This is a genomic window from Ruminococcus flavefaciens, assembly GCF_900119075.1.
Lineage (GTDB): Bacteria > Bacillota > Clostridia > Oscillospirales > Ruminococcaceae > Ruminococcus > Ruminococcus flavefaciens_Q.
Map to the genome: position 1 here is coordinate 89,894 of NZ_FPIP01000001.1, position 16,034 is coordinate 105,927.

At 47.3% G+C, this 16,034-nt stretch carries 7 protein-coding genes and 3 pseudogenes; 9 read left to right on the forward strand and 1 reads right to left on the reverse strand.

Features of this window, described 5'->3' with window-relative positions; all coding sequences use genetic code 11:
* Positions 1-126 precede the first annotated feature (126 nt).
* The 3 genes from BT105_RS00365 to BT105_RS00375 all read left to right on the forward strand — a co-directional run bounded on the left by BT105_RS00365 (position 127) and on the right by BT105_RS00375 (position 5,051).
* Entirely contained in the window at positions 127-657 is a 531-nt protein-coding gene (locus tag BT105_RS00365) for an inorganic diphosphatase (protein ID WP_028514457.1), read from the forward strand.
* A gap of 71 nt (positions 658-728) precedes the next feature.
* Positions 729-1,874: a ribose-phosphate pyrophosphokinase gene (locus BT105_RS00370; protein ID WP_028514456.1), complete on the forward strand. Its 1,146-nt coding sequence runs from the start codon at positions 729-731 to the stop codon at positions 1,872-1,874.
* 177 nt (positions 1,875-2,051) lie between these two features.
* Positions 2,052-5,051, forward strand: a complete 3,000-nt coding sequence (locus BT105_RS00375) for an ABC transporter ATP-binding protein/permease (protein WP_072298904.1) — start codon at positions 2,052-2,054, stop codon at positions 5,049-5,051.
* Positions 5,052-5,166: 115 nt separating this feature from the next.
* Here the strand turns inward: BT105_RS00375 and BT105_RS00380 are convergent, their stop codons facing one another.
* Positions 5,167-7,602, reverse strand: coding sequence for a glycoside hydrolase family 11 protein (locus tag BT105_RS00380; RefSeq protein WP_072298905.1), 2,436 nt, complete (start codon positions 7,600-7,602; stop codon positions 5,167-5,169).
* Positions 7,603-8,117: 515 nt separating this feature from the next.
* On the opposite strand from BT105_RS00380, the gene BT105_RS00385 reads away from it, so the two are divergent.
* From BT105_RS00385 to bglS (BT105_RS14595), 6 genes and pseudogenes are all read left to right on the forward strand, one after another.
* Positions 8,118-11,135, forward strand: coding sequence for a family 43 glycosylhydrolase (locus tag BT105_RS00385; RefSeq protein ID WP_072298906.1), 3,018 nt, complete (start codon positions 8,118-8,120; stop codon positions 11,133-11,135).
* Between the two features lie 204 nt (positions 11,136-11,339).
* A complete protein-coding gene (locus BT105_RS00390) occupies positions 11,340-12,092 on the forward strand; it encodes a helix-turn-helix domain-containing protein (RefSeq protein ID WP_028514453.1) in 753 nt (250 codons plus the stop codon).
* Between the two features lie 196 nt (positions 12,093-12,288).
* Positions 12,289-13,080 carry an AraC family transcriptional regulator gene (locus BT105_RS00395; RefSeq protein WP_072298907.1) on the forward strand — a complete coding sequence of 264 codons (792 nt, stop codon included), beginning with the start codon at positions 12,289-12,291 and terminating at the stop codon, positions 13,078-13,080.
* Positions 13,081-13,693: 613 nt separating this feature from the next.
* A pseudogene (gene bglS, locus BT105_RS14585) lies at positions 13,694-14,326 on the forward strand (beta-glucanase); the annotation flags it as partial.
* A gap of 222 nt (positions 14,327-14,548) precedes the next feature.
* A pseudogene (bglS, locus tag BT105_RS14590) lies at positions 14,549-15,181 on the forward strand (beta-glucanase); the annotation flags it as partial.
* A gap of 195 nt (positions 15,182-15,376) precedes the next feature.
* Positions 15,377-16,000: pseudogene (gene bglS, locus BT105_RS14595) on the forward strand (beta-glucanase); the annotation flags it as partial.
* Positions 16,001-16,034: the final 34 nt, after the last annotated feature.

The following is a 16,034-nucleotide window of genomic DNA, read 5'->3' on the forward strand; positions in this document are numbered from 1 at the left end:
CATATTGACAAATCACAAAAAAATGGTATACTAATTAGTAGGGGATAACGTCATGTTTAATGGCTTTATCAAATCATTTCCGTTACTGTGCCCGATGCACGGACGGACCGCCGCGGAGGAAATCCTATGAATATTTGGCATAAGATCAGTCCAAAAAGAATAAGTCCCGATGATTTCATCGCTGTTATCGAGATCGGCAAGGGAAGCAAGATCAAGTATGAGCTTGACAAGGAGACAGGTCTCATAATAATGGACCGTATCCTTTATACTTCCACACACTATCCCGCTAACTACGGATTTATCCCGAGAACCTTCTCTGACGACAACGATCCGCTGGACGTTCTCGTGCTCTGCTCGGAAAAGCTCATGCCGCTTACGCTGGTAAGATGCTATCCTATCGGAGTTATCAGAATGCTTGACAACGGTCATCACGATGAGAAGATCATCGCTATACCCTTCGACGATCCGAATTACAATATGTACAAGGATATCGAGGAGCTTCCAAAGCACGTTTTTGATGAAATGACACACTTTTTCACAGTTTACAAGGAACTTGAAAACAAAACAACAGCCGTTAACGAGGTCGATCATGCGGATATTGCAAAACAGATCATCGCCGAGGATATCGAGCGATATATCGAGAATTTCTGCAAGTGAGCAATGCTCTGACCGAAAGTGACTAAAAAGCGAAAGGAGTATCCTGCGCATCTGCGCGGGAAAAAGTGTTTATGACAGCTTCAAGTGAAATTTTATTCGGCAGCGATTCAAATGTCGCACCTATCGGCATTATCGCTATGAACAGCGTTACCGAGCTCGGTAAGAAGATCGACGATTATCTCGTTGACTGGGCAGGCAAGGGCGGTATCAACGTTGATTCCTTCCTCGTTGAGAGCGAATGCCCCCGTTTTTCTTCGGGCGACGGCAAAGGTCTTATCAAGTCCACTATCCGCGGAAAGGACCTCTTCATCATAGTTGATGTCGGAAACTACAGCATAAAGTACGACTACTTCGGAATGCAGAACGCTATGTCCCCTGACGACCATTTCCAGGACCTCAAGAGAATAATTCAGGCTGCAAGCGGCAAGGCTCACCGTATAACTGTCATCATGCCTACTCTTTACGGCGGACGTCAGCACAGAAGAAGCTATCGGGAGTCACTTGACTGTGCCTGCGCACTTCAGGAACTGGAGGCTATGGGCGTTTCAAACATCGTTACCTTTGACGCTCACGATCCGAGAGTTCAGAACGCTATCCCGCTCATGGGCTTTGATAACGTTATGCCTACTTATCAGGTACTTAAAGCTATGCTCAAGGACGTCAAGGATATAAGCTTCAGCAAGGACAAGTTCATGGTAGTAAGCCCCGACGAGGGAGCTCTCAACAGAAATATGTACTATGCTTCTGTTCTCGGTGTTGAAATGGGTATGTTCTACAAGAGAAGAGACTACTCAACTATCGTAAACGGCCGCAATCCTATCGTTGCTCACGAATATCTCGGAAATCCCGTTGAGGGCAAGGATATCTTCGTTTCAGACGATATCATCTCATCAGGCGAGTCTATGCTGGACGTTGCTTCTGCTCTTAAAGAAAAGAAGGCAGGAAGATTCTTCGCTTACGCTACTTACGCTATCTTCACAAACGGTCTTGAAAAGTTCGACAAGGCTTATGAGGACGGCATAATCGACGGTGTATTCGGTACAAACCTCACATACAGAACACCTGAGCTCCTCAGCAGACCTTGGTTCCACGAGGTAGACGTTTCAAAGTACATCGCATACTTCATTGAAGCTATCAATCACGACGTTTCTATCAGCAAGATCATCGATCCTCACATAAAGATCGACAATCTGCTCAAGAAGTACGGCATGAAGTAATATAACAAGGGACACTGTCAACAAACGGTGTCCTTTTCTTTTGTGAAATTTGTGTGAAACCATTGTTAATTTCCTACAACGCGATTGACTTTTATTCGTCAAAGTGCTATAATCAAAAGTGGAAAATTTAATATGCATATAGGATTAAAGGTAAAAATATTTACAGGAGGGGATCCAGTGCTACAGCTTAAAGACATAGTTAAAAAGTACGGCAGCGGAGAGAACATCGTAACGGCTCTTGACGGAGTGAGCGTTACCTTCCGCGAAAGTGAATTTGTGGCTATCCTCGGTCATTCGGGCTGCGGTAAGACCACGCTTCTCAACATCATCGGAGGTCTCGACCATTATACTTCGGGAGACCTCATAATCAACGGTACTTCCACCAAAGAGTATAAGGACAGGGACTGGGACGCTTACAGAAACCATTCTATCGGCTTCATTTTCCAGAGCTACAACCTTATCCCGCACCAGACAGTATTATCCAACGTTGAGCTTGCTCTTACTATCTCGGGCGTGTCAAAGTCCGAGCGCCGCAAGCGTGCCAAGGAGGCTCTTGAAAAGGTAGGTCTGGGAGACCAGCTTCACAAGAAGCCCAACCAGATGTCTGGCGGTCAGATGCAGCGTGTGGCTATTGCCCGTGCGCTTATAAACGATCCTGATATACTCCTTGCCGACGAGCCTACAGGCGCTCTCGACTCGGAGACTTCCATTCAGGTAATGGAGCTTCTTAAGGAGATAGCCAAGGATAAGCTGGTCATAATGGTAACTCATAACCCTGAGCTTGCTGACCAGTATGCTACACGTATCATCAAGATAAAGGACGGAAAGCTCACAGGGGACAGCGCTCCCTTTGACGGCGCAAAGTCCAAAAAGGACAAGAAGAAAAAGGAAAAGGCTGGTACAAAAGCGAAGACTGAGAAGAAAAAGAAGGTCTCAATGTCATTTGGTACGGCTGTTTCGCTTTCTCTCAATAACCTGCTCACCAAAAAGGGAAGAACTATACTCACAGCATTTGCAGGCTCTATCGGTATCATTGGTATCGCCCTGATACTTTCCCTTGCGACTGGTATCAACGAGTACATCGACAACGTGCAGGAGGAGACTCTTTCCTCTTATCCGCTGGAGATAATGCGTGAAAACACCGATACCTCGGGTATGCTCAATGCGCTGATGAAAAATCAGGAGGAGTACGAGAGCCGTGAGTTCAAGGAGGACACGATCTACGCAAATACTCAGGTATACGATATGTTCAACTCCTTCAATGCCTCTGCAAAGCAGATAAACAACATGAAGGACTTCAAGACCTTCCTCGACAGCGACAGCGTTATCAAGGAAAAGTCCACGGCTATAGGCTACAGATACGACGTTAAAATGCCTGTGTTCACCGAGTCTCCCTCGGGCGATATCATAAAGGTGGACTTCATGGATATGTACAGCAAGGCTATGGGCATGAGCGACTCCGACATGATGGCGGCTACCATGAACAATCCTATGGCGGATATGGAAATGCAGGCTTTCGGACTCAATGTCATGGAGGAAATGCTGGCAGGGGAGAACGGCGAGCCTGTAAGCAATATCGTCAAGGAGCAGTATGAGGTGGTAAACGGCAGATGGCCTGAGAATTACGACGAGGCTGTAGTTGTTCTCACCAGAAACAACGAGCTCCCCGATATCATAGTTTACGCTATGGGACTCAAGGATCAGGAGGGCTTCAGCGAAAAGCTGAAGGCTGTAATGAGCAATCAGGAGATAAAGGACTACGGAAAGACAGAGTGGAGCCTTGACGAGATAACAGGGAAGAAGTTCAAGATGATTCTGCCCTGCGAGTACTATCAGAAGAACCCCGCAGGAAAGGGATACAATGATATCTCGGCAACTCAGACAGGACTTGATTATCTCTTTGATTCGGGCGATATCGGTACAGATATCAAGATAGTCGGCTTTATCCGTCCTACAGAGGACGTAAAGGTGCCTATGCTCAAGGGCTATGTGTGCTACACAAGCGCCCTTACCGATTATGTTATTGAAAAGACCAAGAACAGCGATATAGTAAAGTCCCAGACAGAGGACAAGGAGAACGATGTGCTGACAGGTACAAAGTTCATGACAGATGACTATGTTGCTCCTACAGCCAAGGAAAAGGCTGACACGGCAAAGGAGTTTATCAAGAGCGCTGACGCCGATACAAAGGCTGACATTTACAGACTTGTTGCCGAACAGCCCGATCCTGCACAGGCAGACGCTCAGGTGCAGGCGGCTATGAAGGACTTTGACCGAAACCAGTTCATTAGCCAGATAACAGAGATGTATTCCGCAGAGCTGGGAGTTGACGCTTCGCAGATTACCTCATTCGTTGCGCAGATGAGCGACGAGGAAGTAAAGAACTACGCGGAAGAAGCTATCCGTGCTCAGATAGCAGAGCAGTACGCAAAGGCTGTTCAGGAACAGCTTGGCTCACTGCCGAATGCGGAGCTGGCAAAAATGCTTGATTCCGCAACGATAAGCGATGAGGTATACGGACTTATCTTCGATAAGTATACTCCCGAGGAGATATCGGACTCCACATATGATGACAACCTCAAAACGCTGGGCGTTGCTGACGAGACCGATCCGTCGCTGATACGTATTTACGTCAAGAGCTTCGAGGACAAGGACGACATCGCAGACGCTATCACGCGATACAATGACGGTACCTCAAAGGAGCAGGACGTTATCCACTATACAGATATGGTTGCACTTCTCATGTCCTCTATCACAGGCATTATAAGCGGTATATCCTACCTGCTCATTGCATTTGTAGGTATCTCGCTGGTGGTTTCATCAATTATGATAGGTATCATCACCTATATCTCGGTTCTTGAAAGAACACGAGAGATAGGTATCCTCAGAGCTATCGGTGCTTCAAAGCACAATGTAAGGACTGTTTTCAACGCAGAGACGCTTCTTGTAGGTCTTGCGGCAGGTCTTATGGGTATCGGAGTATCGGTGCTCCTGACTATACCGATAAACAGCATAATCCACAGCGTGACCAGCCTCGATACGCTTCGCGCTCATGTTCCTGTAAAGGGAGCGATAGTGCTTATCATCATAAGCATGGTGCTCACTCTTATTTCGGGACTTATCCCGTCGGGCGTTGCGGCAAGAAAGGATCCTGTGGAGGCTCTCAGAACGGAATAAGCTATACTATTATAAATATAAGCCATTTGAGCTTTTGAAGCTCAAATGGCTTTTCTTTTTGCACAAAAAGAAAGACAGCGCATAAAGCGCTGTCCTTCATATGTCAACTATATCATTATTTGAATGCGTATCTCATGAATGTGTAGAGATGAGGCTTTACAGAGCCTGCGTCGTGTCCGCCGTTAGGGATAGACTGGTAAACGTGGTCAACGCCGTTTCTTGTAAGGATATCGCTGTACTGCTTCGGGAATGTTCCTACGACGCCGTCGTTTGTGCCGCCTGTTATCATAAATACATTAGGCTCAGGTCCAACGTCTCTGAACTTCATTTCGCTCTCCTGCATACAGCCTGGGTGCTCCATGAACATATCCTTGCCTGGGGTGATACCAGGTGCAGGGCAAGCTCCGCCAACGTAAGCGAAGAGGTCGGGGCGCATAAGACCGATGTAGATAGCTTCACGTCCGCCCATTGAGAAGCCTGTGATAGCACGGTTCTCTCTGCCTGTCTTAACGGGGTAGTTAGCCTCGATGAATGGGATAAGGCTGTCTGAGATATCATAGAGGAAGTTATCGTAAGCTGCGCATACTTCCTGATTGATTCCGAAGCCGCCGCCGCCATTGCCGTTCTTGCTGGTGTACTGGCTCGGGAGAACGATTATCATTTCCTCTGCCTTGCCGTTTGCGGTAAGACCTGCAAGAAGCTCCTGAACGCCCATGCCGCTTACCATGCTTCCCTCGTTTCCGCCGATACCGTGGAGAACGTACATAACAGGGTACTGCTTGCTTGCGCTGTAGTTAGGTGGTAGGATAACGTTGCAGCTCTTCTGACCGCCTGTGAACTTGCAGTTGTATGTCTTCTTCTCGACCTTGCAGCCGCCGCTCTTTTCGTTTCCACCGGGAACTGAAGTAGGCATATCCTTGCGGATATCTGCGTTGAGGTTCTTGCCTGAGCTTGAAGAAGATGAAGAAGTAGTTGTGGTAACTATCTTCTCGGTAGTTGTTGTTATCGGCTTGGTTGTGGTAGTTGTTACAGGATCGGGGAACGACTTCTCCATACCGAGTATAAACTTCTGGAGAAGCAGGAGGTCTGCAACATTTACGGTGCCGTCGCCGTTTACGTCAGCATTTTCGGGAGTCGAGCCGCTGCCTGACATCATCTTGAGAATGCCTCTTCTGAGAGGAGTAAGGTCGAATGAGTTGATAACGCCGTCGCCGTTGATATCGCCTCTGATACCCTTATTTGATGTTGTTGGGACTGTTGTTGTCTCGTCGGATGGAACGCTTGTAGTATGGCTTCCGACATCTTCAAGAGGAGATGTGTTCTTGATGCCGCCGAAAGCGTTGTCGATATAGAAATCCGTAAGGCTGTCGGGAGCTTCAACATAGAGAATAAGGTCTGAAGCGCCTGACGGGATAGTGAACGATGTATTGGAAAGGTCTACCCATTCGCCCTTTGGAGCTGTGAACTCTGCAACCTTATCGTAATTGGCTGTGCCGCTTGCGTCGTTATACTGGAGAGTGAGCTTCATAGCTGTTGAGGACTCGCCGTCCTGCTTTACAAGTGTGCCAAAGCTGTATGTTTCGCCTGCGGTGAAAGCGCTTGAGTCGAGTGTGAGCTGTGCACCGTGCCAGTTGTCGCCGCGTCCTGATACCAGTATGCCCTTTGAACCGTTGAAGCCGTCAGAGCTTGTTACCTTAGCTCCTGTTCCGCGGGCTGACCAGTCGCCTGCGCCGCTCTCGAATTTTTCCTTGAAGTAATAGCCGTTTGCGTCAGGCTCTGCCTTGACAACGGGCTGAGTTACGGGCTCGCTTGTGGGCTCGGGTATACTGCCGTCGAATGAGATAGCTTTAACGTTAGCGTTTCCGCTTGATCTGTAGCCCTCGATGTTGAGGGATACCTCGTAGAGAGTACCGCTCATATCCAGACCAGCCTTTGACCATGCGTCAAAGTGCTTGGATACGCTGATAGTACCCTTCATATAGTTGGTGGTATTATTCTGTGAACCGCTCTTCTGACGGACGCTCCAGTACTGAGGGAATGTAGCCGTGCCGTCCAGAGATGGCTGATTATAGCGCATTGTTTTGCGGATATCGTAGGTATTGCCGTTCAGGGTAACTGTACCCTTGTTTTCACCGTCATTTCCGGGTGGACGCCAGTCGCCCCAGCCTTCGACGATGTAGTATTCCATGAGAGGGTTCCTCGTCCAGCCGTATACGCACATATAAGAGTTGCCCTTGGGGGTGTACTCTACGTCGTAGGAGAGGGTAATGTCTCCGAAAGCCTTGTAGTTCTTTTTCTGGCTGTCGTAGTTCTTGCCCATACGTGCGAGGAAGTTTTCAATGTTGCTCCATGAGCAGGTGAAAGAGCCTGCCTTAGGCGTCATTGATACCTGTCCCTGACCGTTCTGGTTCCACATTTCGTAATCGAAACCGCCGATATTGCCTCTCTGCTGGGCGTCGGCTGCGTTCACGGAAGGAACGGCAGGCAGGCTTGCAGCCACCATTAACGCTGTAACGGCACTGCTGATGAATTGTTTAACTGTTTTTTTCACTTCAATCACTCCTTTGTTTTTTAGAAAAAAAGCAAACTTATGATTTCAGTAATCCCCATAAGGAGCCAAGTGCCCCTTTTATTTCTATGATATCATTATAAAACATCTGACCTGTTAATTGCAAGTTAAAATTTGCGGACCTTGTATATCTTGGCTAAAAATTGCTGACTATACCAAGACGATATATAACAATAATGTAAAAAGATGAACAACCATTGTACAGGTTTTTACGTTTAAGATGTCTGTATATTTTACATTTTTGGTGGATTTTTTAAATAATAGTATTTACACTGTATAGTTTAAAAATAATCAAATTATAAAATATCGTTAAAATTGCTAAATAGGGTAAAGATATTGTTACTTAAAGGAAAATTTTGGTATATTATTACTACAATATACATTATAATATAGATAATATATAAAGAAAGTGTGAACTCTGACCGTTAAGAAGTTCACAAAACCAGAAGGGAAATTATAGGCAAGCATCTAAAAAACTTAATAATGGGGGCATACTTATGAAAAAGATCATTTCATTCGCTGCGGCGGCTGCAATGTCTCTGACATCTCTGACAGCCATTTCTGATGGCAGTATTGTCAAGGCGGACAATCCTGTTATCCAGACCATCTACAGCACCGATCCTGCGCCTATGGTGTACGGCGACACCGTGTATCTCTATACAGGCCGCGACAAGGATAAATCCGATTTTTACTATATGCCTGACTGGCACTGCTATTCCTCGAAGGATATGCAGAACTGGACAGATCACGGCATGATCTTATCGTGGGATTCCTTTACATGGGGCAAGGAGGACTCGGCATGGGCTGCACAATGCATAGAACGCAACGGCAAGTTCTATTACTATGTGACTCTCGAGAACAAATCAGGCGGCGGACGTGCAATAGGCGTTGCAGTTGCCGACTCGCCCACAGGACCGTTCAAGGACGCTTTAGGCAAGCCGCTTGTTGGTCCTAACTGGGATTACATCGATCCTACGGTATTTATCGACGATGACGGGCAGGCTTGGCTCATGTTCGGAAACCCCACCTGCTACTATGTAAGGCTCAACGAGGACATGGTAAGCTATTCGGGTTCTATCGGAAAATTTGACATGAACGCCCAGACATTCGGCCCTTCGAGCAAGGCTTCTTCCTACGGCGAAGGTCCGTGGTTCTACAAGCGCAATGACAAGTATTATCTTGTATTTGCCGCATTCTACGGCAATGACGGCGGTGAGAGCATCGGCTACTCAACAGCTCCGTCACCGACAGGTCCCTGGACATACGGCGGACAGGTTATGAAGCCTATCAACTGCTTCACAAACCACCCCGGCGTTATCGACTTCAAGGGACATTCATACCTGTTCTATCACGACGCAAGTCTTCCGGGCGGCGGAACCTTCGACAGAAGCGTCTGCATAGACGAGTTCCGGTACGGTGCAGACGGCTCCATTCCGACTATCTCGCCTACAAAGACAGGTCCGAAGCAGCTTGAGGCTCTCGATCCGTACAAGAGGGTAGAGGCTGAGACTATCTGCTTCTCAAAGGGCGTAAAGACCGAGAAGTGCAGCGAAGGCGGCTTGAATGTTGGCAATATCCAGAACGGCAGCTACATCAAGGTCAGCGGAGTTGACTTCGGCAGCGGCACAGACAAGTTCACAGCGAGCGTTTCCTCCGATACAGACGGCGGAGACATTGAGATATACCTTGACAGCCTTACTGGCAAGAAGATAGGTACCTGCAAGGTGTCGGGCACAGGCGGCTGGCAGACATGGAAGGAGGTCTCATGCGATATCAGCGGCGCAAGCGGCGAGCATGACCTCTACTTCAAGTTCACAGGCGGCAGCGGCTATCTGCTGAATATGGACTGGTGGCGTTTCGGCAGCGGTGAGGAGCAGCCTGCAAAGACTACCACCACAACGACTACTACAGCTCCTAAGAAGACCACGACAACAACTTCTGCAACTACGGCTTCTGATAAGGAGACAACTACAGTTACAACTACTTCGGCAAGCTCGGAAACAGATGATTACATCTTTGATTACTCATTCGAGGACGGTATTGGCGACTGGACAGGCAGAGCAGGCGCAAGCGTTGATACTGCTTCAAAGGCTTACAAGGGCAGCAAGTCCCTTTTCTGCTCGGGCAGAAGCGAAGCATATCAGGGCGCAGCTATCGAGCTGGGCAGCAGCTTCAAGGCAGGGGAGACCTACAGCTTCAGCGCTAACGTTATGTACGAAAGCGGCAGAGACAGCGATACTTTCCACTTCACCATGCAGTACGACATCGGTGACGAGACCAAGTACGAAAAGATAGCTACAGGTCAGCCTATGAAGGGCAAGTGGGTGCAGCTGGCAAATACTGATTTCCGGATACCTTCGGGTGCTGAGAATATTATGATATACGTTGAGACCGACAAGAGCACCTGCGACTTCTACGTTGACGATGTAAAGGCTGCTAAGGCTGGCACAGTCATCGGCGGAGCGGAGGGCGGACAGTTTATCCTCGGCGATATCAACTTCGACGGAAAGGTAAATTCCTTTGATGTTCTGAGGGCGAGAAAGCTTCTTGTTGCAAGTAACAGCGCGGAAGTTTCAAAGCTTGCTGACGTTGACAAGAGCACAAAGTACGAGATGAACGACCTTGTTCTTCTCCAGAACTACGTTCTCGGCAAGATAAAGGAATTCCCCGATAATTCACCTGAGCCGCCTAAGAGCGACTTCAACTACAACGCTAATCTCCAGTACAAGGCAGCGCCTGACAGCTATTTCCGTCAGCCTGCGAATCACGGTACTGTTGTCAAGGAAAACTACAACGGAATCAACGGCAACAAGAATATGTACGTATATCTGCCGTATGGTTATGATGAGTCCAAGAAGTACAACGTCTTCTATCTCATGCACGGCGGCGGAGAGAGTGAGGAGACCTGCTTCAACGACAACAATATCAATATCGACATTATGCTTGACAACATGATAGCTAACGGTGATATTGAGCCTATGATCGTTGTAACTCCAACATTCAACAAGGCTCCAAGCGCTGACGGCGTTTGGGAGGAAATGCGCAAGAGCATTATCCCTTACGTTGAAAAGAAGTATTCCACATACGCTGAGGATACGTCTATCGACGGACTCAGAGCTTCGAGATATCACCGTGCATACGGCGGATTCTCAATGGGCGGCGGCTCAACATGGGCAAACTTCAATAACAATCTCGATATCATCGCATACTTCATGCCGCTTTCAGGTCACTGCTGGGACGGCGCAGGCAAGGTGCTGAGCGCTGCAAGAAACTCAGGCTTCAAGCAGAACGAATACTTTGTACTGGCTGCAACAGGTACCGACGACCTTGCATACGGCAACATGGTTCCGATGATAAACGAACTTAAAAAGAATACAGACGTATTCACATACACATCTGACTTCTCAAAGGGCAACCTGTACTTCCTCGAAGCAAGAGGTAATGTACACTGGTGGCCGCAGGTACGTCATTACATCTATGACGCTCTGCCGTATTTCTTCCATGAGAACCAGTAAAGTCTTTATAAAAACCGAATAATTACAGTTATTCAAGCTCACCATGCACAAAATGTATGGTGGGCTTGAATCGGGTACCGCAGATTTGCTTTTCAGGGGATAGTAAAAACGCAGAAAAAGTGGTACTATACTTACCAAAATACTTGAAAAATTCACAATTTGATGATATAATAGGGGTAGAGTATCAAATGCGAGGTGACCTAAATGAGCGATTACACAGAAAAGTATATTTCTTCCCATCTTTTCCTCAAAAGAGAGGAAGGCTTTGAGCACGCCCCGTTTGACCGCGAAATAGCTTGCTATGAGAGCATTTGCTCGGGTAATATCGAGCTCGTCAAGGTATTTGCAACTCCGCTGTGCAGCGAGGGATACGGTATTCTCAGCAAGGATCCGCTGAAAAACCTGAAATACCATTTTGCTATCTCAGCTGCTCTCATCGCACGATTCTGTATCAACAGCGGTATGACTCTCGAAGAAGCGTATAACCTCAGCGACATCTACATCATGAAGGCTGATGAGTGCCGCACCGAGGCAGAGGTTCACGCAGTTCATCAGGAGATGATAGAGGGCTACACAAGGCACATGAGAAGAGTGCGCAACAGCGGTATTTACTCCAAGCAGATAGTCCGTGCTCTGGACTATATCAGCGAGCATCTCCACGGAAAGATCATGATAGAGGACGCAGCTGCTTATCTTAAAATAAGTCCTGCATATCTGTCGAGACTTTTCAAGGCAGAAACGGGTATCGCGTTCAGCAACTATGTCAGCAAGACAAAAGCCGAGGAGGCTGCCAATCTTCTGACCTTCTCGGAGTACACAGACTCTGAGATCAGCAACCTTCTTGGGTTCAGCTCACAGAGCTATTTTATCAAGATATTCAAGAAATATCTCGGTGTAACTCCCAAGGAATACAAAAAACGTTACAAATTTCCTGACTTCACGAAAGAAAATCAATAATTCTAAGCCTATCCCCCGCTTGTGCGGGGGATAACATTTTGTGCAAATATCATAATTGTACCAAATTTGACATCATAGTAATATATTTATAGGTTGGAAAGTAGTATAATCTAATCAATAAATGAACGTTTCGTGAATGTTTAAGCGGGAATCTGTCACAAAATAAAATGAAAAAACTTAAAGCGAGGGTTTGACAATGATCATTAACAATGTTGGTTTTGACCACTGCCATGACGCAGATTTTTTTATCGACAGACCTGACGGAAGCGGCGACTACCTGTTGCTTCTGCTCCGTACGCCTGCGATATTTGAAGTGGACGGAAAAGAAATCCTTACCCCTGCGGGTTCTGTTTTTATTTACCCGAAGGGCAGGGCACAGCGCTATCGCTGCGTGCCCCTTAATGTGTTTGAAAATGACTGGGTACATTTTGACTTCGACGATCCGGGCGAGGAGGAGGAGTTTCTCAGCATGGGCATACCTATGGAAACTGTGGTAACTATGCCCCTTGAGTTCCTCAGCTACTGCGTGAAGTCAATAGCATATGAAAAATATTCGGATAATCCTTGCAGATGCGAGTCTGCGGAGCTCTTTATGCGGCTTATGTTCATAAAGATACGCGAAAAGACTCAGGATAAGGTATCGGGCAGACGCAGCAGTCAGTTCGAGCTTATCTCTACAGTGCGCAATAAGATATACAGCAGACCTTACGAGCAGCGCAGCGTTGACAGCACTGCCCATGAGGTACGTATGAGCCGCTCGGCTTTCCAGCACGCATATAAGAAGCACTTCGGCATGACCTTTATCGAGGATCTTGTCCGCAGCAGAGTAAGCTATGCGAAAATGCTTCTTTCAACTACAAATATGAATATCAATGACATTTCTGTGAGCAGCGGTTATCACAGCTATGTTCATTTTGCAAGACAATTCAAGGAGCAGACAGGATTTACTCCGTCTGAATACCGCAAAAAGGCGCAGAATGCGATGTGAGCTCGTTCGTTCGGGGGATATTGCATTATTATAAATGAAAAAATAGTGGCTACGGTCACGGAATGAGAGGCATATCATGAAAAAGCACACATTCAGACGGTGCGCAGCTGTTTTTGCTGCCTGCACAGTCATGGCTACGGCTGCTTCATTTGGCACAGCGTCTGTTTCGGCAGCCGACGGAGTAACAAAGTGGGGAGACGCTAACTGCGACGGCACAGTTGACATGGGCGACTGCGTCCTTGTAATGCAGGCTTTAGCTAACCCAAACAAGTACGGTCTTAACGGAACCGACCAGCATCACATCAATGAGCAGGGCGTTGCCAATGCTGACGTTTTCGAGAACGGCACAGGTCTTACAAGCGGCGATGCACTTTCTGTACAGAAGTATCTGCTCCACAGCATTTCGACTCTTCCCGAGTCCTACAAGCAGGGCAATAATCCTGTAGAAAGCACTACAACTACAACTTCTACAACAACTACCACCACAACCACAACGACTACTACAACATCTACAACAACTACTACCACCACAACAACAACTACTACAACTCCTACAACCACCACAACCACAACTACAGCTCCTAAGTCAAATTTTCCTGACATGGGCACACCTATGAACAGCTCGGCTACAATGGTAGAGGACTTCCGTGACGGAAACTCCAAGTATTTCATTGCTTCCGACGGCTGGGAGAACGGCGATCCGTTTGACTGCGGCTGGTACAAGTCACAGACATCTCTCGATAAGGGCTGCCTGACACTCTCTATCGACAAGGACTACAGCGGCAAGTATCATTACGCAGGCGCTGAGTACAGAACAAATGATTTCTATCATTACGGCTACTATGAGACTTCAATGAAGGCTATCAAGAACGACGGTGTTGTTTCTTCGTTCTTTACATACACAGGCGAGTCTGACAAAAATCCTTGGGACGAGATTGACATCGAGATCCTTGGTAAGGACTCCAGAAAGGTGCAGTTCAACTACTACACCAACGGACAGGGCAAGCACGAGTATATGTATGATCTCGGATTTGATTCTTCAGAGGCTTACCATACATACGGCTTCGACTGGCAGCCCGATCACATCACATGGTATGTAGATGGCAAAGCTGTATACACAGCTAACCAGAACATTCCTAAGACCGCAGGCAAGATCATGATGAACACATGGCCGGGACGCGGAGTTGACGGCTGGCTGAACCACTACAACGGAAATACTCCTCTTACTGCATATTACCAGTGGGTAACATACGATCAGAAGGGTGCTCCAAACGGCAACAACAATAATAACAACAATAACAATAATAATAACAATCAGCAGCAGAACCCTTGGGAGCAGAACAACAATAACAATAATAATAACAATCAGCAGCAGAATCCCTGGGAACAGAATAACAATAATAATAACAACCAGCAGCAGAACGGCTCCATAAAGGACTACGGTACTGCTATGGATTCATCTGCTACAATGGTAGAGGATTTCCGCGACGGCAATTCAAGATACTTCATTGCTTCCGACGGCTGGGAGAACGGCGATCCATTTGACTGCGGCTGGTACAAGTCACAGACATCTCTCGATAAGGGCTGCCTGACACTTTCTATCGACAAGGACTACAGCGGCAAGTATCATTACGCAGGCGCTGAGTACAGAACCAATGATTTCTATCACTACGGTTACTATGAGACCTCTATGCAGGCTATAAAGAATAAGGGCGTTGTTTCCTCATTCTTCACCTACACAGGCGAGTCCGACAACAATCCTTGGGACGAGATCGATATTGAGATCCTCGGCAAGGATACCACAAAGGTTCAGTTCAACTACTATACAAACGGACAGGGCAAGCATGAGTATATGCATAGCCTCGGCTTCGATTCATCTGAGGGCTATCATACATACGGCTTCGACTGGCAGCCTGACCACATCACATGGTATGTAGACGGCAAGGCCGTTTACACAGCTAACCAGAACATTCCTAAGACCGCAGGCAAGATCATGATGAACACATGGCCGGGACGCGGTGTAAATGAGTGGCTCGACCAGTACGATGGCAAGACACCTCTTACTGCTCGTTATCAGTGGGCTACATACAACAAGAACGGCAAGTCGGGCAGCAGCAATAACAACAATAATAATCAGCAGAATCCATGGCAGCAGAACAATAATAACAACAATAATCAGCAGCAGAACCCTTGGCAGCAGAACAACAATAATAACAATAATAACAACAACCAGCAGCAGAACAAGACAACTGCTTCAGGTCTTGTAGACTATGGTACTCCTATGAAGTCAGGCACAACAATGGGCGATGACTTCAGAAACGGTTCTTCACGCTATTTCATCGCTTCTGACGGCTGGGAGAACGGCGATCCGTTCGACTGCGGCTGGTACAAGTCACAGACTGCTTTCAAGGATGGAGCTCTTCAGCTCAGCATCAATAAGGACTACAGCGGCAAGTACAACTACGCGGGCGCTGAGTACAGAACCAACGATTTCTATGGCTTCGGCTATTATGAGACTTCCATGCAGGCTATAAAGAACAACGGCGTTGTTTCATCGTTCTTTACCTACACAGGTCCTTCTGACAACAATCCTTGGGACGAGATCGATATCGAGATCCTCGGCAAGGACACAACAAAGGTGCAGTTCAACTACTACACCAACGGGCAGGGCAAGCATGAGTATATGTACAGCCTTGGATTTGACGCTTCACAGGGCTATCATACATACGGCTTTGACTGGCAGCGCGACCACATCACATGGTATGTAGACGGCAAGCCTGTTTACACAGCTACCCAGAACATTCCTAAGACCGCTGGCAAGATCATGATGAACACATGGCCGGGCAGAGGTGTTGACGAGTGGCTGGCTCACTACGACGGCAAGACTCCTCTTACCGCTCGCTATCAGTGGGTTACTTACAACAAGCAGTAATTTCTGCGAATGAGTTTTTTCT